Here is a 21,928-nt window from a genome sequence, read left to right as displayed (position 1 = left end):
AATAAGGGCACAGGTATGTTCAAGCTTATACTTGAGACGATAGAGAGGGGTGCTGTATGGACGAATTAATGGCTTACAGGTATGAACTATACGAGAGGTTTGAAAAAATAAATAGCCCTTATTCATTCTGGGAGCTACAAAAAGAATTAGTTAAAGCACTGCTTAAGTGTGAGGAAGAAATAATGAAAAGCGGAGAAGCGGAGAAGGAGGAGTGGCTTTATCATCAGAATCGGCTTTACTCCATCAGCGAAGCCATGGTGTGGTCTGTGCTAGAATCCTTTACAATAAGACAATTAGGAAAGTTTGAGTCTGGGAAAACGCCTCTTTCATCGCAAAAAGATACTATTCTGAAGATAATAGAGAAATTTGAACCTTTAGCCAAAGAGAAGATATATATTTTAGCAGATACGACTCGTTGCATAACAACCGGGGATGTAGTAGAGGTGATTCAGTCACCTGACAAGATTCATATCTACGAGTGTAAGACATCGACGCCAGATGAAATTGAAGAAATGTTAAAGGGAAGAACAGGGCGGCAATTCTCTAAAAATTTCTGGTTGCAGGAGTATTTAGAAAGAGGCTTTGGGAAGTTATATAAAGCAGATTTGATTACGAGAACAATTGTAGTTGATGTAACAGAATTTCAGGACAACTTTTCCTTCCTTGATACGCTTATTGAGGAATGTATGAGTAATGAATCAGGAAGTTCCTCAGTTCTAGCAGAACCGGGTTTAGTTTATGTAGCAATCAATACTGAGTACATAGAAGACGCTGGCTCCGCGCTCATAACCGATCGGTTCGATTTTAAAGAGCCTACTTGGACAGGGCTTTCAGCTTTGGTCGAGGAACCAAGGGAAAGCATATTCCACATGCCTCCACTCGCATTTCCCATTTCTCTGAAAAATAGATTGCACCTGTTGGAAGTAGAGGTCATTATTCTGTGTTATCTTGATCATGCAGTACTTAAAGATAAGTTCCGAAGTAAGGGCATTGAATTTACCACATCAAAGGAAGGCTTTCCTGAGCTAAGTAAGGGAGGAAACTCATTTAAATTCCATCCCAGGTTCTTAAATGAAATTATGCAAAGTTTCCAGCCGATTGATAAAGTTGTGACTCAGATGACAAGTCTTTACGATTCGACGTTGAATGGCTTAACTGCCGAAGAACAAACATATATACTGGAACGACCGTCTTCAGTAAAAGAAATGATAGACTACATTCATGAGAATTATATTTTGACTTCAGAGGACGATACTAGTCCGGGGTTTATATCAATTGGTAACAAAAAATTAAAACGCAAGCCAAAAAAAGTTTGAAAGAGTTATTGTCTCTGAAAAAGCAAGAGACTAGAAGTATTGTCTTCCCACCAGTTTTCAAGATAACAAAGGTCAGTGTTTGAAATTTAGTTGTAGATAGACCCCCTATAAACGAAACAGCGGCAGCCATGGGCGAAACCATGGCTGCCGCTGTTTTATTGAACTAACAATTCTTTGTAAATGCTTCTAGATCCGAGCACCAGGGGGCTTATACCTTACGCTCCGACCTTACCACTCCACGCCTATGACCATGCAAGGCCACCCCCTTAGGGGGTGGACGAAAGACATTCCACGGCAGGGGCAGCGCCGGACTAAAACTGCCCGGCTATACTCCCTTTGTTCCAATCGTCCAGCCTTGCATGGTCGGCGCTGCATGGTTTGTTCTGCGCGTAAGGTAAAACGAATTTGGAACTATTCATTCCTGCCCACCATGTGGCGCGTGTCATTGATGAAATGATCGAAGCCATTTCGGATCAGCAGTTGGTTGCCCACTACACAGGCGGAGGCCGCAGTGCCTACCATCCCAAAATGATGCTTAAGGTGATTCTTTACGGCTACTCGCAAAAGGTTTACTCTTGCCGTGGCATCGAAAAGCTGCTGCGCGAAAACCTCCCGGCGATGTGGCTGGCAGCGATGCAACAGCCAGACTTCCGGACCTTGAACGACTTTCGTGGGGTGCGGATGAACGTATTCATGGACGAGCTGTTTGAAACCATGATCCAAAAGCTCATCGCGGACCACGGACAATGTTCTTGTCAGTTATCAGACAATGTTCTTGTCATCCGACAGCAACTACGTAAAGGCTGAGAAAGTGCTTCAAGTTTTTTTACTTCACAGAATAACGGTTCTGTGAAGTAAATTATCGATTACTTAAACTAAGTCAACTCTTGCTGTTTTTTAAAACGACCATTTGTATCGGAGATTCTTTTGTAAATCTCATCCCATCTTTTAAGTTTAGGAAATTCTAAACTTTGTACAAAACTCTTTGTTTTGCGGAGATTTTTTTTTAGCACAATTGTGTCATTTCTGGGATAGTGCTTTGAATTTCCACTTATCAATTGGCTGATAAACCATTGTTCTGATATAAAAGATTTCGATAACTCAGTATCAATTGTCCATATCATTTTAATGATGATATCTGATAAGCCAACAACATCAAATAGATCAAGATTAATTTTATCTCCAATATTCATAGCACTAATGTTAAATAATTGTCTTACATTAAGATCTGTGGGAACTGTAATTAAGCTTGAAAATAGATTAATATTGTCGTAAAGTTCAGTGCTACACAAGCCTGCATTATGGATTATGCAGTTTCTTATCTCCTTAAATACCCTGTAACACAATAACTGGTTATTAAATTTATTCAATGAGTATCTTCTATTACTTGATAAGTTGTCATAAAATGCCTCTTTTAGCAATATTGATTCTCTAGAATTTGCTATACTAATTAAAACTCTGTGTCTCCCAGTGCTATCGTAAAACTGGAGTCCTTTATACTGTTGGTTGTTTATCAACCTTTTGTTTTTAAGGTGCAGAAGCCAACCTTCATATAAAGCAAACAAACTAAATAATAGAGCTTTAGCCTGCTCTTCTTTAAAATCGTCCATTGACTTGTTGGGGAATATATTAGTGAAGCTAATTCTTGATAATGCTTGATCTTGGACGAAAATTGTTTGACAATCATATTCCGAAGCAGTTGGATTGTTGTTTCTATAATTGTTTAATTCTTTTTGTAAAAATGCAATGCCAGCAAGTGACGGCCATACAAAATCAAACTGTCTTGAAACTTCATTTAAAACATTTTCAGTTTCTACTAAAAAGGATTGTCTTCTCAAGTAACCTCTTCTCCTCATTCTCAGGATCATGTATTTTCATTTACCAAACTTCAATGATTGAAGGATTCATCATTTTGTAATTGTTGTCATCATCAGTGTAGAGCAATGAAAAATTATTTTCCAGGAGAAACTGATCGTATCGTGAATGAAAATCAAAGAAAGTGTCGTCCTTTAATTGACTTATTTCGTGGTCAAAGAATTTCAATAAAAATTCTTTCGAATAAATAACCCCGGAGATTGAATCTACGAACATGAACTCATCTGGAAAACAATTTATCCGATTCTTCCAAATGTGTGGATTTACGACTCCTCTATCTAGCTCTTCATTATGCAACAAACAGATATAATTGATTACATAAAGTGGATTGTATTTAGCGATACCTTTGCTTTCATGACGGAAGAAACTCTGAAATATACCAAGATATAGATCATCAATAACACCATAAATTGATTGAAGCTCCGTCTGATTATCATATTTAACCTCCGTTGCAATCGAAGCTAAAGCATTAAGACCCATAAAATGAATATTAATATTTGAGTACTTAACTCTCATTGCCGGTAGTACCACGGTCAACATTTTATCATCGAAATTTTTATTTGTAACAAAAGTCCATACTTTAATAAAATCCTTATGTTCCTGTAATACTCGTTCAATGTCTCTCGCAGCTTTACCCTTTAAATCCTTTTCAGTAGTCATAGAGAAAATATGATGATCTTTTACAATCACTCCATCTATTCCTCCATCTTTATGAGGACGTGTAGAGTAATAGTCATTGAATTTTTTTAGAAAAATCCTATTACAAAAAGCTTCAAAAGCAAATCCATCCAAGTTGCTAATTTTCTTAACGATAACACTAAACTCCAATTATTTTACACCCCTTCTTTATAGATTGAAATCACAAAGTGCTTATAATTAGGGTCTAACTTACATTATAAGGAATAATCCAAGTCCAGCAGCTTCAATGTCTCTGAAGTTATTTTTTGGATGAGTAGCTGGCAAATGATGATACAAGAAACGCTACCTCTCTTTCATTCTAGTTTACTTCACAGTATCGGTATACAGTGAAGTAATTAATGACATTAATTTAATTTAGTAAATTGGATAATTATTCCCCTGTCCCACTTTAACTATTCCATAGAATACCAAGCAATTCCTTTTTCAGTTTCAGATTAGAACAAATGTTTTCATATCCCCCTCCCTCATGTTATGATTATATTGAGGTGAAATAATGCCAAACTATACCATAGAGGATCTGATCGATCCCTTCTCGATTTATCTTGAAGTAAATAAAAACTACTCTAAGGCAACGGTTGAATCATATAATAGCACTATAATCAGAATGTCTACTTGGCTTAAAGAGATCCGTAGAGAGATTTTATATTTGGACCAAGTGACATCTAATGATCTGCAACTTTTCCTTGGCACGTTGAGGCATCCGAAAACAATCGAGCTAAGAAGCGGCTCTTTGAAGCCTCACCCTAAAGCAAATAAGCTGTTTAACGCCACTACAAGGGCGCGTATAATATCTGCCATTAAAGCTTTTTTTAAATGGGCAGTTAAGCAGCAATATCTAAAATACGACGTTGCTCAGTCAATTGACTCTCCTAAATTAGAGACAAGAATCCCGAAAAGCCTTACTTTGGAAGATGCTATAAAAATGGAACGTGCAGCTGCGCAACGAAAAATTGCAGAGCGTGATTATCTAATAACAGTCATCTTCCTACTGCTTGGACTCCGAGTTTCGGAACTCGTTAGTATTGACTTAATACACATTGATGAATATGAGGGTACTATTTCGATTATTGGGAAAGGAGATAAAGAGCGCAAGCTTATGCTTACTCCAAAAATCGTTCGAGCATTAGATGCTTACAGGCCTGTTCGTCAGGATATTCTAAATCGACGTAATCGAATTGATCAACCTGCCCTCTTTGTTTCTGAGAAGCGTGGTGATCGGTTGACGAGACGGGGAGTTGAACTCATCATTGAAGAAATCGCTTTGGTATCTGGGGCAAAAGCTGGAGCAGGTTTTAAAGTAAGCCCTCATAAATTGAGGCACACATGTGCAACCGTGCTTTACAACGAAGGAAAAGACGCGGATTTATTAGCAATTGCAGAATTATTAGGACATAAGGATCCAAACACAACTAAAATATATACTACGGTTAATAAGGAAAAAATGAGGGCTATGGTAACATCTAACCCTCTTGAGAATATGTAATAATCTTAAAAGGTCCGCATAAATTGCGGCCTTTTGTTTTAAGAGATAAAGTTGTTGTCACTTTTTATCGTCGTGTGAGAGAGTTGGAGACGGAGATATCTGGTCGAAATTGATAATAAGGGGTAATACTAGCATAGCTGATACCACCCCTTGTTACAGAGATCAATTAAAATACACACCCTCTACCTCTTCATGAAGTAGGGGGTTTTGTCTGTTATTATGTCTTTGGTCTTTTCTATAAATAAAGATACAGCCCCACATTCCAAATCAGAACATGTAGGGCATTTTGAGTTTTATTTATCCAAATTCTTAATAGCATAATCGGCTTCTTCTTTTGTGAATTTTTCACCGTGTTTAGAAGTTAGTTGGTCTCGTATCGCTGCTGATGACATTTTCATAGAATCCTGATAATTTTTTGCTTTAATCAAGGCATTTTTATTGAAATCGGCTTTTATATTGTCGACTGCGTACTGTGCTTCGTCTTCTGTAAACTTTTCCCCATGTTCAGAAATAAGTTGATCATAAATTCCTTGTTTTGACATGTTCAGCACTTTTAGACATGTTCATTGTTTTTGCGTAAGATTCAGCTTTTTTTAATGCAGACTTATATTCATTAGGAATATTAGCGTCTGCCTTTGCTTTAGCGTCAGCTTTAGCCTTAGCTTCGGTCTCCGCCTTTGCTTTAGCTTCTGCTTTAGCTTTCTCCTCAACATTAGCTTTAGCTTCTGCTTCCATCTTGGCTTTTTCCTCTGGAGATAGAGCGGCAGCTCCTGGTTTTGCTTCCGCAACTACCGTAGTAGCCGGTTTTGAGTCGGAGTCAGAAAGGGCAGCCGCTACACACATGAGGATAAAGGCGCCTAGTGCAAGGAGTGCGGTCTTTCCACGTGTTAAGTTCATTTTAGTGAATCCTAAGAAGACACTCGGCTTAATAAGTGAGAGGAGTAGGTACAAAAACGCTAGAAACAACAGCAGTACAATAAACGCCATAATATCCCCATTTTCATGTAAATTTTCACCCAATATAGGAATAATTACCTAATAGTATACGGCCTAAACATAAAAAAGGAAACTCTTTTTGCGTCAATATTTAAAAAAGCAGAGAGCCATCCAATTATGTTCCCTACAGCTTGCGAAATCAACTTTAGCTCCAGCGACCGCTAAAATATTCGTTGTAGACCCATATAATGATCCAAATGCTGTTGTAAAGACACCTGGTGCGCCTTGCGGACCTTGTGTTCCTTGCGAACCTGCTTGGGCCTGACGGACCTGTCAGAGCTCCCTGGTCACCTTGTGGCCCTTGAGTACCTTGTGAACCTGTAGCTCCCTGGTCACCATCAAATGCTAATCCAGCATATGGGTCAGGACATACTTTCAATATCAATCTGCCGAAATCGTCTACGTGTAAAACCCGCGAAGCAGCTTGCTCGTGTACCCTGCGCTCATACCGACATACTGTGCAATTTCTTTTTTCTTAAGAGGATTGACCGCCCACATCTGCGTTAGGATATGCGCTAATAATGCCGAGAGTGTGCACGATCCTTCACCTTCGTTAACAATCGCAAAGTCGCGTTAAATACCTAACTCATTTTCCGTCCCCTTTCGTCTGTCCCCGATAAAAAGCGACCACCTCTTTCGCGTGGATGCGCTAGTTCCGTTTAAGACAACGAAAAAAGACCACCGGAGTTCGACGAGCTGACTACGTTACTTATGTCTTCCTATAACGTATTAGTAACTAACCGCTTAAAATGTAAGTAGTTACGGTAATAGCTATGATACAATTGGAATAAAACCGGAGGCTCACGCAAATGATCGAACGCTATTCGCTATTAAACGAATCCAACCGTACGCTCGTCATCTTCGAAAAGAACGGCCGCTATTACGGTCACATTTTAAAAGACCGCACCGCTAAAAGCCCGGCCATAATTGTATTTGAAACGGAAAAGTATGATAGCCTTGACGCGATAAAGGCAGCCTATCCTGCACGGGAACAGACGTAAATTAGTTATTGAGAGTTCCTCCACAATATAGTAATATATGGGTATATTCGGAAGCATCTGTATGACGAAGAATCCGCGGAGAAGAACTCTGCGGATTTTTGCGTTGAAGTATAACACGCGATGAAATGTACATTCCATTATGATACCGCCGCGTTTTACACATGCGCTCAATGTCGGGACAATCTGTGCGCGGAATGTAAGCCGGGTCACCGTTTCAGCTGTGGCAGCAAGTTAAAACGCGAATTCTTTTTTTTCCTTCCAGTCACAAACTAGTATCTTTACAGAAAAATCACCTTTATACCCCGAAGACAATAATACAGCATAACTAAATGCCCCACCATACAAGGATACTATCCCAAAAATATTTTTTTCATTGTCTTTAATAATACTAATGGAATGAGCCAAATTCATGGCAGGCACTTCTGTCTCATATTTGTTATCTACAACAAAAGGATGAATAGGTGATGGAGAAGACAGATCAGAAATTATCCACTCCCTTATTGGATCAAACCTTGCATCTAGAACCTCATCCTGTCCAATACTGTATGCCAGAAAATTAAAAGCAAATTTAGCAATCACCCTTGAATAAATATCTTCATTGAAGGTCAGTTGCTGATGAGAATTATAATAAGATTCCTTTTCATTCACAGAAAGGACATTAATAGTACCATTTTTAATTGTTTGTATCACATCGATTACTTTTTTATGTTCAAGTTCAGGACTACATGCTAAATGCCACTTTCCATCATGAAAACCAAGCAAAGCGAGGCCAAATGGCATTTCATCATAAGGGACTGTCATAAATCCGGTTTCCTTACATGATTTCAAACGACTAATAAATGACTCCTTCTCTTCATCTGCACATACAATGGTCAAACGTTCCTTGAAAATCCGTAATGTAGGTATCGTATAAGGTGTGCCTAATCTCACATAACATAATCCAATGTCATCCAAGTCCTCCACACCATTTACATCAATTGGAGTAAAGACATTTACTACAGATTTTGTAGCATCTTTCAGATTCAATGATCCTCTCTTACCAGGACCATGAATTTGTCTAGGCAAGGAAATAGGGGAATATCGCAAAAATTGCGTTTCCCACTTTGAGAACTTAGAGTTAATTTCATCACAGACGACACCTTTCTCAAGACAATTAATCCCACCTAACCCAGCACTTAAGACATGTTCTCTCTCAAGAAAATGTGCACCGTCCGTTTCAGTTCTCCTTGTGTAAATGCAAACCTTTCTCATTCTATTGCCTCCAAAACCATTAAAGTTATGACATCCGCTATAGCTATTAATAATTAAAACCTATGATATTTACTTTTAGAAAGTGTGAAGAGTGAATAACTAAAATGTTAAATAATACCTCACTCTTTCTTCTTTTTTGGATATCAAAGCTTCTCATCATTTTGCTCAATTTTGATTCGATTTTGAATGTCTTGAAGATTGGTTTTATATTGTTCAATTGTATCTAATGTTTCCTGCAGCACACGTTGTCTCTTCCAGCAGCCTATGGAGCCTTTCTTAGAGTCCTCATACTTGCCGACAGTCCAAACAGACCCAAATTGAATCTGTTCTCCCATTACCGAAATGATCCGATAATTTCGTTGAATGGAAACTGGTAATTTCCTTGCAGATTGGAACGATTCCATTATGATCACATTTCCGATCAATACTGAAACGATATCGTCGTTTTGTTTTTCGTAAGAAACAAAGTCTGTTGCAAAGCCGATAAAGCCCTTGGCTTTTGTTAACCGCTCACGATCAGAACTTGGGATTGAAACGGGCATCAGTTTATCTCGAATGAGGAATGTAGCAGATGGGTGGTTATTCTCTTTTAAAAAAGCCATTGCTTTTACTGCGTCCTCTTCTCTGGCAACAACTACGTATTCCGCATAAGGCTCGATAAGTATTTCGATAATGGATTGCAGTTGAGGTTGAATGTTCAGAAAATCGGAAATAACGCCGTTAATTCCGGCAAGCGTTTCCCTGTCTCTGGCGAGCAATAATCGACGAACAATGGGTGTGTAATCCTTATAATCCTCTAAATCCTCGATGATCACATCTCTTCGTGATTCTGCACCCGCTAAAAGTTTTATGATCAATTCCTGCTCTTTGATTAATTCAAATATAAATGAATGCGTCATCATACCCTCCATGAAACATTAAGTATCACTTTATCTCTTATTGTAACAGATTTCTCCAGTGCTCAAATAAAAAGTCTGAACCGGCAGCATCAATTAAACACATCGAGAAAGTTGTAGGCTTGATCGCATCTTGAAAATTCTGGAAGAAAAAAACGCTATATAGATTGAAAAAGGAGTGTCCGAGAAAGAAACTCCTTTTTTCAATCTATATAGCGGCAGTTATGTAGGGTGATCTTCGGAAAATAATTCAAGGTAGTTCCAATGGGTCCTAAGTTAACGCCAGAGAATCGATAACTACAGTAGGTTGGATTAGTTCGATGCATCCTTAGGTCACATGGGTAAGCTCTATGGCTGATTGGTTTTCCTAGAATTTGTCTGGAGTGAAGTAATACAATATGGCAAAATAAATGAGACAAAGAATAACGGTTATTGAAATAATAAAAAAGAGACATCCCTTACTGGTTTCTGTTTCTGTGATTTTTTGCTCTTCTACATCCTCTTTTATTTTGATTAATTGTGCAAAGAATATGCAGGGTGCAGTACCTATACAAACTGAGCTAATGGTATAAAGTGTTACTATGACTACTAGAGGTAAATCATAATGTGACAATAATCTTGCCAATAGAAAGGTTAGTGTTGCCATTATCAATAATACTTTTACCAATCGTGATGATCTTAAAAATATCACCAATATTATTGGTAATATAGTTAAATATATACCAATGTCAACAATATATTTATAAATTTTATCTCCTATGAGATTATTTAAAAAAATAGATAGAACAATAAATAAAATTCCAAGAAAATGAGTATGTTTCAAAATTGCCTTTATCTTGCCCGCGTCACTGTAATTTTTTATTGACCATCTCATAAAAATAACCCGCTCTCATGTAAATATACACCAGTAAGCATAACACGGGGGATTTACATTCGAGAAACAGTTCACTTTATTAGCTTATTTAGTCCTTCTGATGAAAGTAGTTGTTTATCCATTCAAATTCAGTAGTTTCTAGAAACAACCGTTACTTTATTAAACAAAAGAGGAGTTGCCGCGAAGCAAGCCCCTCAACTATATTGGCCATTAGTTTAAAAATAGATGCAGCTCATAACTTTCGGCATCCGAAATTTCACTTGGTTACTCCGATCATTACTGACAATTGAAACAATCAATATTCCCCTCATAGTTTCTAATGCATATATGTTCTTATCCTCTTACAGCGGGTATGTACCAGACTACCCTTGCAGGTTTCTGGAACGTATTCGTAACCGCCTTCGTTCTGTCCAAATAGATTAATAAATCGTGCGTTCAAGGGAAAGTGAGCATTGCAGCACAGTAACAAAAAAAGCGAGCTCCCTTTGGGCTCGCTTTTTGTTCTCTTCTACTTGCGAATCGACTCGGGTTTATCCGGGGTGCGCTTGCGCAAGTACTCCTGCATGAGACGATCACGTTCTTTACATTCTTCTTCGTTATGTGGATGGATTGCAAGAACACCATTACCCGCTTCGGCCAATTTTTCATATGCATCCACGATCTCTTCACTTTTACCGATCATTTGGTGTCACCCTTTCCAAAATAACATTCAACAAGTTTAAGTGCTTCACTTGCCTCAATGGTCATCAAATGACCGCCGATTCTTATTGCACCTAATGTGTCTTTATAATGGTCGATCAAATTAGTTTTTGATGTGAATGCAATGACACCATCAAATCCTAACTCGAAACTATGCTTGCAGGCGATTGCGAATAAATGAGCGCCTACCCCAACAAACTCTTTGGTAGCAGAACCAACATTCCACGGGGCACTTTCCACAAGATATACGTCAATGTACCCTTGAGCGACCTCAAAGCTGATGAGTCCTTGGATAACGTCAGACCCGACAACCATCAGCTTGAACACCTGACGATTAGCTGCAGTATATTCCATGTTCCAATCGAAGTTTACCCAATCATGCGCTTTAGTCAGCATCTGTAGATCCGACTTGCTTAGTGGTTCAACGACTGTCTTATATTCTTCGCCTGATTCCCGATGTATTAAACATGGGGTTAATGCGTCAATTACGATTCCAATGTCATGTCGGCTCATTTGATAGAATCCTCCCTTAAATTATAACATAAAATGAATTCAAGAAATCGCGTCATTTCATAATCCGATCAGAGAACGATTTAACCCAAACGATGTGTGATTTGAAAGTGTTAAAAGCTATCGTCATCAAACACTCTTGGATTAGTTTAAAAGCTAGCTTGCATAAGCACTCAGTGATCGCTTCATGCATACGGGTATTCGATAATATTTGAAATTATTTAGACGATCATTTGCTGACCCCAACGTATGGAGACGTTGCCATCATTATCTCGCTCTTTAACCATGAGCTGGTCGAGGAGATTGAAGTGTACGCCGTATTTATCGTACAGTTCATCGTCATCAAGTTCCTGATTCTTCATAAACAGATTCAGTCGCTCTTTGGCGAGGATGAGGCCGAGGAGATTGCTCTCGATGCTCGACTCATAGGTTACGAAATGCACTTCCTTGTCATTAACGCTATTAAAGCGAATGAAGCGGAAGTAATACTGGGACATTGAAGCGTCATTCCAGCTGAGTTCTGCAATGATCACCTTGTCGATAAACCCGATGTTCATGCTGCTGCTCAGACTTTGTTGCGTCGATAGCAGGATGGCGTCCGGATGCTTCTGCAGCTCTTTCACGATCATCTTCCGCTTTTGAACCGATACTCGGTCCCCAGTAATGACGAACAGTGGACGATCCGGGAAGTTAAGGCGAATAGCCTCCGCGTAGGCGGCAACCGCTTCCTTGTGGCGAACACCGATAGCCACCTGCTTCCCATCCCATCGCTTCAACAAATCGAACACTTTGTCGAACTTCGATGGGAAACGCAGGCTACCGTATTCCTTAAAGGTGTGAGGGATACTGCATACCTTCAGCATCAGCATCAACTGATTCAGGATCTCAAGCATACGATCCTTTCTCAAGTTGCCTGTCGATGTGAATAGGTACTTCATATCGTAAAACTCCTCAATAACCTTCCGGTAAAGCTCCCGCTCATCCTCGTGGAACCGGCAAGTCGTTTGATATATCTCGTAGATTCTACGACCTACAATTTCATCAAACGTCCGTGTGATTACAGTTTTATCGACCAGTCTTCTTAGCACATCCCCATTAAAGATATCCTGTGTATGCTGCCCCACTCCAAAGACGGTAATCTTCTCTGGGATATGGGAAGCGCTGAAGAGGCGATGGCCAGCCATATATGCCGGGATTGGACGCATGTGGTACTCATTATGGACGTGCTCAAGATCCTCGGGATTCTTTTTGTTCCTCGAACAAACGTACTCGCACTCGCTGAGCATGTTGATGCTGTTGTTATAGAGCAGCTCCAGTTGACTGAAGGCCTCCACAATGGAATTCCTGGTCATTGTTCCAGTCATCAGGGTCTTGAACTTGGCCTTACGGAAGCAATTCTTCGCTGCCTTCGCACGTTTCGAAGCGGGATTGGAAATGACGTCCGCCTCATCAAACAATAGGAGAACCTTCTGCGATTGTATCTGGACGTATCGTTTGATGTGACGTTGATACTTAATCAGCATCTCCGTCGTGATCAGAACGACCTGCCCTCTCTGAATGCGACTGATGTCCTCCAGATTAGAAATACGGATGAAGTCCACTCTGCACTCTGACAGCATCACTTCCCACGTATTGTAGATCGCGATCGCGGGACCGACGACAAACGTATTGCGGATGCCGGTCGTTTTCATGCGGTATAGGAAGTTCGCGAACCCGGCTACTGTCTTCCCGGAGCCCTGTCCCCATTGAAGGAACCCATATCTCTTCTGAAGGATTTTGTTCGAGTCCGACTTCTGCTTCCCGTTCAGCTGAATTTCCGTATCCCACTCCAGATTACGGATCACAAGATCGTCCAAAAACTTCGATAGGGACGCTTGCTCCTCCATCTCCTGAAAAGGTAAGGACTGGAGTTCGAAATCGCGCTTCTTTTTCTGCATTAGCGCATAGTACGTTTTGTCCTCAAATGGGTAATCGTCCTGTAAGACCATCTCGTTAAAGCTCATCACACGGCCATTAAGGCGCGAGAGATACTGCTCGTTCTTCTCCGAGTATCCCTTTAGACGAAGCCCATAATTCGTCTTAACAAGGCGTATGAGGTCCCGCTCCTGGACATGTTGCTTCTTCAGAATGGATTCCAGATGATCAATCACCTTTTCTTTGGTGATACGGATATTCTCCCACTCCTCGAACTTCATCTCCTCGGGCTTCTTTTGCGTGTAATATTGGTCAACATAGTCGCGGCAGCGTCCATACTGCGTGTTTAGCTTCGGATTTCGCTTAATATCGAAGAGGAGCTTACGAACCTTGAATTGGTATACCTCTTCCTCCCGGTTACCTTGAAGGTTTTCGAAAAACAGCTTATGCTTTACTTGTTCCTTCAGGTGCACGACAGGCTTCACATACTGAGCATAGATCCGATCGGCTATCGCGGCGGTCAGATCGCTCAGCGACTCGACTTCCGTAGAGTAGCTCTTCCCTTCAGGAATGTGCTTACTCTTCTTCTGCCATAACATGATTTTCGTCGCATAGTGCTCCACACCAACGCTTTTAAAAGTATCTAGTGGAAGCCCTGCTTGATAGATGAAGTTGAAGCGGGTAACCATCTCTTTGATCATGCCGGCATCCGAGAAATCGTCAGCGAGGAAGCTCATAGGTACGATAAGCGCCAAAATACCACCAGGCTTTAGTAAATCCGCAGCCTTCACGCAGTAATACAACTGGCTGAGGTATTCACCTGACCGGACCCTCCACTTCAAATTGAACGGAGGATTGCCAAAGATCACGTCCATCGTGACCTGCGGATCGTACTGGCGGATGTCATCGGGACGGAGATGTGCTTCCGGATATAGATGCTTCATCACTTTAAACGCCTTGATATCGAACTCGTTACCATAACAGTTCAACTCATTGGGCATGAAGTTGAAGAAGTTGCCCATGCCGGCCGTTAGATCGCCGACAATGTCGTGAGGGCTAGTCTTTATGCAGTCCGCAAGGAACTTGCATAGTCCAGCAGGAGAAAAGAACTGACCAAGCTCGTGCTCTTTTTTGGCTTCAGTATACTCAAAAAAGTTACAGTAATCACCGAAAGCCAGCCCGTGGAGCCCGCCATTTCCGGTATATGCACTGAAAACATCTGCAGGCGAAATGTTGTATTGGTCGCAAAGGTTGTTCTCGATCAAGTACAGTATTTTGTCGTTCAGATCAGCCCGCTTCGCTTGCGGCACAACCTGTAGTGGGATTGGATATTTCATTTTGAATGTTCCTCCTTAGTATGTGAAAAAGGGGTAGCAGTTAAGCCGCTCCCCCTTTAATAATTGATTCGTGATGTGAGTTATACCAGTCGCTTTTAATCACTCGAATGCCCAGACGCGAACTATTAATCCTCGACTGGAATTACATTTGCGACTTCACCCGATTTGGGAAAAATTGAAGCACCTTCTAAGGTGAGATCCTTCGAATCGGCGAGTGGGCCCGCCTGCTGAATTTCTGTATCTAGACAATCAGCTTCAATCGTGCGGGAGACGCGTACCAGAACGTCGATGTCTACTTGGAATTTAGGCATTTAATGTCCCCCTGTTACGCGACTTCGCAGTTTCAACATAGCCGCAGTAATCGTTGGCAAATGCCAAAGCAGCTGCGCCGGATTTGAACTCGATTTCGACTTTTTTGTTTTTGAAGAACTTGATCGATTGGACTTTGTCTAAATCGAGATCGAGTTTTTCGAAGATTACATCTCCTGAGCGATCGTGTTGATAACGACCATAATGAGTCCCAAACAACTCATGCTCTTCAACACGCCCACATTCAAAATGGGTCAAAGCCTTGAATATAGCTGTTGAGTTGTCTCCAAGGGAGAAGCGGTGAAAGATTGAACAGTGTGAAACAGCACCGGTTTTTTCAATCGTAACCCGATTAGATTTCACTTTGCCACCGAATACGTTCTGGATAGTTGCGATACGACGCATTTCAGTCTTGATCTCGTTATCGGCTTTTTCTTTGAAATTATAGCCGCCCAGTTCAACGAAGATTTCATCAAGCACCAGGTCCACAGTTACATCCTGCTTTTTGTACTTGGAATGAATTCTCTCTTTGTTCAGAGTCACATTGTATTTCTTCTCAAAGTACCTGCATATGCCGTAAACATGCTCCTCCTTGATCTCCGGGAGACGATCTTCGAAGTGACCGATGTCCTTATACCGTTGTACAAAGTGGGACCCTGCCGACTTCAGTTGCTCGGTTATCGAAATGAACAAAGCCACGGTATCGCGGTACACCTTTTCTTGGGATTCGCAAAAAAATTGATCATCTGCATCAATACGGTTTGAATTTACAATTTGCACCTTTTCGATTTTCTCAAGCGTAGCAAACAGATCGAGTTGTGACATGATTTTTTCCTCCTAAGGGAATTGGGTTTGGTGTTAGACCATTTTTGAGCAAACAAAAAAACGCTCAACACGCAAACTGATTGAACGCACAAAGTGCGAGTTCAAAAGTCAGTCCGCTTGTTAAGCGTTATTGTTTAGCAACAGGTATCTCATTACGGCGCGTGCCCATGAGCAATAAAAAAGAGTAAGGTCTACTCCCCTATTCTACCACGGTCTATGGTTACCTTCAAACAGATTCTCCCGCCCCAACCATCAACGAAATGATCAAAACGAAAAGAGCCCCTTTTCGTCTCTCTGACGGATAGAGGCTTCTTCTCATATTCTCTGTTGAACCTGATGTTATTTGCGCATAAATGCCGTGTCGCCCTTGAGCCGATCTAAGAAATCAAGCATCAAATAGCTGTCGATCACGCCATTAATGGGTGAAGTAGTATTCAAAAAGGTATCGAGTGTCAATTGCTGATTCATGGGATTCAATCTCCTCTCTCATAGTAGAATGGCAAGAAGATGCAAGCCGAAGCACCCCTTCTTCCTGATTGTTAATAAATGAAATTATAGATTCCGAGTTAGACCTCGAATTCGTCACTGAACGCTTGGACTTTCATGTCATTGTGCATGCACGGCATTTCCTGAAGCCAGGGCATGCAGTAGTGTTGTTAAGTTATTACCTGTTCACAATACTTTAAGCAATCGGGGCATTGAGGTTCTGTGCAGCAACCTCCATCTGCATGTTCGTGACATTCAACAGGGACCCCGGCGGAACCATCCTGATATAGGTTGGTATAGCTTCCTTTAGTCGTCATTTGAAAGTATATGTTAGGTTTTCCTTCTCTTCCTAGATCGCCACCACAGACCAGGACAGTGTCGATCTCGCACCCAGCTGGGCATACCCACTTTGTCTTGGCGGTGATTGGCAAGCTCTCTTGGGTCGGATCAAAGTTGCGGCCGAGTGTAAGATTCATCTCCCGAATAGCTTCGCCTAGAACATGAGTGGTCAGGTATGACCCATTCTCCTCATTGACACTGTTCTTGTACAAAGTTTTGTAGCCAAACTCGTCGTATCCCAGCCAAGCTTTTACGATGTCAGCCAAAGGATTGCGACTGAGAAGATAAGATTTAACAAGTTCTTCGATGGTAGCGTCCGCATCGTGATCGTACAACAGCCATGCGACACCTTTGCTATGATTCTTGTCGAACCAGTGCCAGATTTCCTCTCGCTCGGTACCTTTCTTGAAGATATACCAATCGTGAGCAAGGTGGAGCTCTTTGAAGCCCGCGTCTTCATCGAAAGGAACATCCGTTAAGATGACCCAAAGCGACTCGACCTCTTGATCAGTCATCTTCTCTTGGGTGCCAGTTGGAGCTGGAGGCTCGGGAATGTCGTGACCACGCTGACGGAAGATGTCACGAGCGACAGCTTTGTCGGTCGTCTTCACCTTGTCTACAAAAACGTCATACGATTCACACTTAATGCTGCCAAGCAATCGGCAGTAACCGTGCTCATCGAGTACAACAATGAGCGGGAGTGTTTTCTGCTGTGGTTGAGTATTGATATACGCGACTGCTTCCTCGATAGTGGTGTACCAGTCTTCACTGTCATCCGGGGAATAGCCCGTCAGGCGATCGTGGACGCAGAATCCTCCCAAAACGACGCAGTCGGGGTGCTTCTTGAGCAAATCCGGTTTCGACGTAAAGATGTCGCCATAATAGGAGGTGCCATTGTCTTGGATCGCGTTAGCATACACTCGGATTACCGTGAGATGGCCAATAGTTTGTACGATCTCAATAGCTTTGTCACCAGAATCCGTATTGGCATCAACGATGATAATCGAGCCATCAGCCTTGAATGCCATCGCAAGGTCTTCCGGACGAACATCTGTCGTTCCTACCGTTCCATCATCGGAGATGCCTTCTTCGAGCTCGCTGAACGCGGTCAGACCGAGATGCGATCCGAGGACCTTCACTTTGGATACTTCCCCCGGCTCATACGCTGCAAACTGCGCATCGGTAACGACAAAATATACCGTACCTTCTTTTTCGCGGTAAATGATACCAGCAGAACCGTGATCCTCATTCATGCAAAAATGCTCTTTGTCATGCCCCGTCAAATGGGTTAGTGCTTGTAATGCTTGCTGTTCGTTCGTCATTCGTTTGATCTCCTTCTCTCATTGGGAATGTGTGGGTTGTGATAAGAACGCAAAAAAAAGCGCTCATCTCAGTAATCGATTCGTACAAAGGCGCAATGCTAGCCTAAGGCTAAATCGGTCACTCGGATGATCGCTTTTTACAATACAGGACGACTCGTGAAGCGCATGCCGGAGTCAAAAATAAGAAAATTAGATGAGTTCATCATACCATGAGCGCTATTTGGAAGACAAGGAAATGACTATAAAGGAAAAACCGATCCCCTGGCATATCAGAGGACGGGTTCCTTTTGATCTTATAGTGCTTTCGGGGGCGAGATGCCTTCGGAAATTGCATCTGCAGCTTCTGTGGTTTCGTCCTCCGGATTTTCGATTTGATGGAATACTTTATTGACGATGTCCTTGTAATGCTCATCAACCTCAGCTTCGTTACCCATCCATTCTGGCTCGATCAACGAGATATCACCCATAAGTGGAATGTAGCTGATCGGTACATTGTGCTTGTACTTGTCTTGATCACGGAAAGTGGCATCATACACGAGACTGCCGTCTTCAGTGTTTTCAAAGCCGTCCGGATTGAAGTCAAAGAAGCTTTTCTCTTCAAACAACCTGCAGAAATTGCGCTACTGATCGACTGTATACTTCTTAGGACACTTCACATCACCTAACGTAAGGGAACAAATCGTTAGATAAAATAGAAGGTACCCCCATCCTATCATGGAGTATGGGGAGACTCAACTTTAATAGATCAGAACAGTAGGTCCGGGATCGATAAGTTGTCTCGGATCTTATGTACGTTTTCTTTCAAGATTTCAAAGAGAACCGCAATTCTCTCCTTTCTCATGGCCGCCTTACCAAGATTCCCGCTGCCGGCAAACTGGTCAATGACCAGAAGCGTGATCGTTTTAGGATTGCTTCATAGAGCTCTACTGGCAACTTCGATCTGACTTGTTACGAGCGTCTATGAGGGGCAATATAGTAAAATTTTTGTAAATAGTTTATATGTTACCCCGTGAAGTCCATGAATCTGTGTAGCTCCTATTTTATATTATTCGGGACATTGAAGCTCTTTCACTTAATATATTCTTCGAATGATACTCTGAACCTTTATTTCTAACATTACCTATAAAAAAGCAATTATAAGCTCATTAGTACGTTTATAAGATACTTCTATTCTTTTAAAGGTTTTGGTCACTGCTTGTCAGACTCATGCAAAGCATTTCGTTGCAGGTACATACGACCCCAAATAGGGAATTTGAAACGGGTTGTTCGTCCAATGGTAAACATTACTTATGCGGTTCCCTCTTACCGTTGTCGTGCCTCATTGGGAAAAGTGCTTTGCCAGTAAACCATGTACTTCGTAACTATTATTGTAGTTGTGAGCCCTAGACGATATGAAATCTCTTCAATAGTCGATCCTGTTCGGATGCTGTTGATAGCGTAGGTATCACGGAAACTGCCCGAATTATGACGTTCAAGTCCCGCTTTTTCAAATAAACGCTTTGCAATAGCCTGAACCTTTTTAGCCTGTATGGCCTTTCCATCGTATGTGGATAACAGAATCCGGTCTTTTTCATTGCACATTTCCATTAAAGTAAAGTATCTCGATAAGGTATCATATAGCTGTTCTGATATATTAATATTACGTTCCTTTCTTTTAGACTTCCCTTGTATGGTTATAGTCCTCTTCTCCAAATCTACATCACCGACGCGAATCGTAACTAACTCATTTGTTGTGCATCCGGTATACATAAGGAGTTGGATTGCAACTATATCCATAGGACGGGATTGATCGCGTTTTGCCTGGGCGACTAATTTATCGAAAACCTCTTGAGTGATGTAATCTACTGTTGAACCCGCTTCTTCCGATCGGCTCCAATTAATCTTAAAAAGGTGCGTTGCATAGCCGCGCTCATATGCATACGTTAAGATCGTATTGATGATAGAATGGTACATATCTTGAGATGAAATGGATTGCTCTTTGGTAAAGTTTGTCATGAAGTCCACATCGATCTCGTAAACCTTCATATTCGGATTTGTGAACTCAATATAGTCGATCAATTTTTCTGTGTAGATTGTGTAATTTTGGGCGGTCAGTCCCGTGTAAACTCCCAACTCGACTTGAGTATCCAAATCATTTCTAAATTCTCTACATATAGTAAGAAAGGCGTCGTTCTTCTTAAATATCGTCAGTAAGAAATCAAGATCATCAAGGTTTATACCCGCTTCAAGCAACCGGCTACACATCGTTTCAATATCGTTATCCATGCAATTGACCACCTTTAAGAAAAATGAATCTACCAATCTAGCTTATCACATAATTTCTATTACCCAAAACGCTCAAGACGATACAATAAAATCAACTGAATCCATGGCCGGAGTTTTAGTCCCACTCCCTACGCAACCCCATCAACAGTAAGTTGATGGGGTTTTATTCGTCGTCGTATCAGAGTCGCAATACGGTTATTTATTCATTGTTGAAGACTTCACCGTTGTCACGGAAGCCGAAACTTTCATAAAGCTTTTTGGCAGTGATGTTATCGGATTTATAAGGGATCCAGCAGTAATGTGCTGGCCCTGCCGGAAAGAAGCGGATAAATTCTATGATTTTTTTCATAGCTTAACATGGGCTTACAGTGTGAATCCAAATTAAAGACCAATAATATACTGGAGACGTTCTAAGGAAATACCGACACGATATGTATTTATATTTAATTCGGAATGATGACGGGTGTGGTCTATAATAGCGCGTTCGCTTTTCCCAAGCATAGCAAAGTTAGTGGCTTCAGATCCCATGCATGCAGTGATTTCTTAACAATCATCTTCTGTTAGAATACCAAAATCATCTACTTGATGTTGTACTAGTGCTTCAGTAACTAATTCATCGTTAGTATTGGCCATCCGGAATTAGAATACAATGTGCAGAGCGCTTGACGAAAATCTGAAATTCGTGTGTAGCCATCAGGAACTCCACGTAATCGTCGCTGATAAATGCAACGCCGTCACATTTATGTTCTTTCATGTCCGCTTCCCAAGCCGGTCTGTCGATCACAAATGTATAATGCCAGACTTTTCACAATCAATCAAGTTGGTGCCGGTCAGCATAAAGTTGTCACCGAACAGGTCTTTGAAGAATGCCCGAGCCTCCGTAAGGATTACCGGGGTATCTTGATCATGAATCTAGCGTTCATGCTCCCAAGAATCTCGTGACTGAGAGTTTTAATTATTACTTTACACTGCAAGTTCCATATGAAATGGACGAAAAAAGCCCGACCCTGAGAAAAAGGACCCGGCTTGTTCCGATATCAGCATTTTACAAATCAATATTAACATATTATGTAGCCCGGATAAAGATATTTCATAAAATATGCATGCATAATATCTCTAATCGAGAGTGTTAGTAATGGCTTTCCCATCGGTATCCCCTTGGTGATCAGCAGTTCGCCAGGCATAGCATTCTTTAAATGTGACTGATAAAGGATATCGCGATGTCTACCGACTGTGTCCGCTCCATCATCAGTCCAATTGATGACAAATCGAACTGCAGCAGACCATCGAACTGTAAGAACTTCCTTGCCCTGCTTGCAGGGAACATCAGTTTTGGTTTGTTTCCTTCTCGGTATAGTGAATAACCAATTAATACTTCTCTGTAAAATAGTAAAGAAAATACTGGCAGCAGCAAGTGTAAGACACAATATTAGAATGTTTTTTCCAACATCTAAAATGGATTGGGGATCCGTTAAGAGCCATAGTATCAGGGCTACAATAATTATGGCCTTACAAACGAATATAATTAAGT

21 protein-coding genes are annotated in these 21,928 nt (G+C 41.2%); 4 read left to right on the top strand and 17 right to left on the bottom strand.

The window, feature by feature from the left end:
- Positions 1–56 precede the first annotated feature (56 nt).
- Together LRL21_RS15825 and LRL21_RS15820 are read left to right on the top strand one after the other, a co-directional pair.
- Positions 57–1,316, top strand: a complete 1,260-nt coding sequence (locus tag LRL21_RS15825) for a hypothetical protein (protein WP_240416772.1) — start codon at positions 57–59, stop codon at positions 1,314–1,316.
- A gap of 405 nt (positions 1,317–1,721) precedes the next feature.
- Positions 1,722–2,123: a transposase gene (locus LRL21_RS15820; RefSeq protein ID WP_240416771.1), complete on the top strand. Its 402-nt coding sequence runs from the start codon at positions 1,722–1,724 to the stop codon at positions 2,121–2,123.
- Between the two features lie 68 nt (positions 2,124–2,191).
- Here LRL21_RS15820 and LRL21_RS15815 read toward each other — a convergent pair whose 3' ends face one another.
- Positions 2,192–3,154 carry a hypothetical protein gene (locus tag LRL21_RS15815; protein WP_240416770.1) on the bottom strand — a complete coding sequence of 321 codons (963 nt, stop codon included), beginning with the start codon at positions 3,152–3,154 and terminating at the stop codon, positions 2,192–2,194.
- Positions 3,155–3,194: 40 nt separating this feature from the next.
- Positions 3,195–4,019, bottom strand: a complete 825-nt coding sequence (locus tag LRL21_RS15810) for a restriction endonuclease (protein WP_240416769.1) — start codon at positions 4,017–4,019, stop codon at positions 3,195–3,197.
- 364 nt (positions 4,020–4,383) lie between these two features.
- Between LRL21_RS15810 and LRL21_RS15805 the strand changes: the two genes are divergently transcribed.
- Positions 4,384–5,373, top strand: coding sequence for a tyrosine-type recombinase/integrase (locus LRL21_RS15805; RefSeq protein WP_240416767.1), 990 nt, complete (start codon positions 4,384–4,386; stop codon positions 5,371–5,373).
- Between the two features lie 293 nt (positions 5,374–5,666).
- Here the strand turns inward: LRL21_RS15805 and LRL21_RS15800 are convergent, their stop codons facing one another.
- Together LRL21_RS15800 and LRL21_RS15795 are read right to left on the bottom strand one after the other, a co-directional pair.
- Positions 5,667–5,915 carry an Ltp family lipoprotein gene (locus tag LRL21_RS15800; protein ID WP_275900754.1) on the bottom strand — a complete coding sequence of 83 codons (249 nt, stop codon included), beginning with the start codon at positions 5,913–5,915 and terminating at the stop codon, positions 5,667–5,669.
- The gene (locus LRL21_RS15795; protein ID WP_240416763.1) at positions 5,893–6,393 is read right to left on the bottom strand and encodes an Ltp family lipoprotein; all 501 of its coding nucleotides are present in this window, start codon (positions 6,391–6,393) and stop codon (positions 5,893–5,895) included. The genes LRL21_RS15800 and LRL21_RS15795 overlap by 23 nt, the downstream gene beginning before the upstream one ends.
- Before the next feature lie 785 nt (positions 6,394–7,178).
- On the opposite strand from LRL21_RS15795, the gene LRL21_RS15790 reads away from it, so the two are divergent.
- A complete protein-coding gene (locus tag LRL21_RS15790; RefSeq protein ID WP_240416761.1) occupies positions 7,179–7,370 on the top strand; it encodes a hypothetical protein in 192 nt (63 codons plus the stop codon).
- Positions 7,371–7,601: 231 nt separating this feature from the next.
- Here LRL21_RS15790 and LRL21_RS15785 read toward each other — a convergent pair whose 3' ends face one another.
- The 13 genes from LRL21_RS15785 to LRL21_RS45670 all read right to left on the bottom strand — a co-directional run bounded on the left by LRL21_RS15785 (position 7,602) and on the right by LRL21_RS45670 (position 21,151).
- Positions 7,602–8,621, bottom strand: a complete 1,020-nt coding sequence (locus LRL21_RS15785; protein ID WP_240416760.1) for a hypothetical protein — start codon at positions 8,619–8,621, stop codon at positions 7,602–7,604.
- A gap of 143 nt (positions 8,622–8,764) precedes the next feature.
- Entirely contained in the window at positions 8,765–9,523 is a 759-nt protein-coding gene (locus LRL21_RS15780) for a hypothetical protein (RefSeq protein WP_240416758.1), read from the bottom strand.
- 1,376 nt (positions 9,524–10,899) lie between these two features.
- Complete coding sequence (locus LRL21_RS15775; RefSeq protein WP_240416756.1) at positions 10,900–11,073, bottom strand: hypothetical protein; 174 nt, start codon at positions 11,071–11,073, stop codon at positions 10,900–10,902.
- Positions 11,070–11,603, bottom strand: a complete 534-nt coding sequence (locus LRL21_RS15770) for a hypothetical protein (RefSeq protein ID WP_240416754.1) — start codon at positions 11,601–11,603, stop codon at positions 11,070–11,072. Before LRL21_RS15770 ends, LRL21_RS15775 begins: the two co-directional genes overlap by 4 nt.
- A 218-nt stretch (positions 11,604–11,821) precedes the next feature.
- The gene (locus tag LRL21_RS15765) at positions 11,822–14,851 is read right to left on the bottom strand and encodes an SNF2-related protein (RefSeq protein ID WP_240416752.1); all 3,030 of its coding nucleotides are present in this window, start codon (positions 14,849–14,851) and stop codon (positions 11,822–11,824) included.
- Positions 14,852–14,976: 125 nt separating this feature from the next.
- Positions 14,977–15,162, bottom strand: a complete 186-nt coding sequence (locus tag LRL21_RS15760) for a hypothetical protein (protein ID WP_240416751.1) — start codon at positions 15,160–15,162, stop codon at positions 14,977–14,979.
- Complete coding sequence (locus LRL21_RS15755) at positions 15,155–15,985, bottom strand: hypothetical protein (protein WP_240416750.1); 831 nt, start codon at positions 15,983–15,985, stop codon at positions 15,155–15,157. Before LRL21_RS15755 ends, LRL21_RS15760 begins: the two co-directional genes overlap by 8 nt.
- 339 nt (positions 15,986–16,324) lie before the next feature.
- Positions 16,325–16,453 (bottom strand): hypothetical protein, encoded by a 129-nt coding sequence (locus tag LRL21_RS45675; protein ID WP_275900753.1) that lies wholly within the window; start codon positions 16,451–16,453, stop codon positions 16,325–16,327.
- A 188-nt stretch (positions 16,454–16,641) separates the two neighbouring features.
- The gene (locus LRL21_RS15750) at positions 16,642–18,132 is read right to left on the bottom strand and encodes a hypothetical protein (protein ID WP_240416749.1); all 1,491 of its coding nucleotides are present in this window, start codon (positions 18,130–18,132) and stop codon (positions 16,642–16,644) included.
- 293 nt (positions 18,133–18,425) lie between these two features.
- A complete protein-coding gene (locus tag LRL21_RS15745) occupies positions 18,426–18,737 on the bottom strand; it encodes a hypothetical protein (protein WP_240416748.1) in 312 nt (103 codons plus the stop codon).
- 697 nt (positions 18,738–19,434) lie between these two features.
- Positions 19,435–20,397, bottom strand: coding sequence for a tyrosine-type recombinase/integrase (locus tag LRL21_RS15740; RefSeq protein ID WP_240416747.1), 963 nt, complete (start codon positions 20,395–20,397; stop codon positions 19,435–19,437).
- A gap of 199 nt (positions 20,398–20,596) precedes the next feature.
- Positions 20,597–20,746: a GNAT family protein gene (locus LRL21_RS15735; RefSeq protein ID WP_338044626.1), complete on the bottom strand. Its 150-nt coding sequence runs from the start codon at positions 20,744–20,746 to the stop codon at positions 20,597–20,599.
- 270 nt (positions 20,747–21,016) lie between these two features.
- Entirely contained in the window at positions 21,017–21,151 is a 135-nt protein-coding gene (locus LRL21_RS45670) for a hypothetical protein (protein ID WP_275900752.1), read from the bottom strand.
- Between the last annotated feature and the right edge of the window lie 777 nt (positions 21,152–21,928).

It is taken from the genome of Paenibacillus periandrae (assembly GCF_022458865.1).
Classification (GTDB): Bacteria; Bacillota; Bacilli; order Paenibacillales; family NBRC-103111; genus Paenibacillus_S; species Paenibacillus_S periandrae.
The sequence above is the reverse complement of the archived record's forward strand: the minus strand, read 5'-3'. Positions and strand labels throughout refer to the sequence as shown.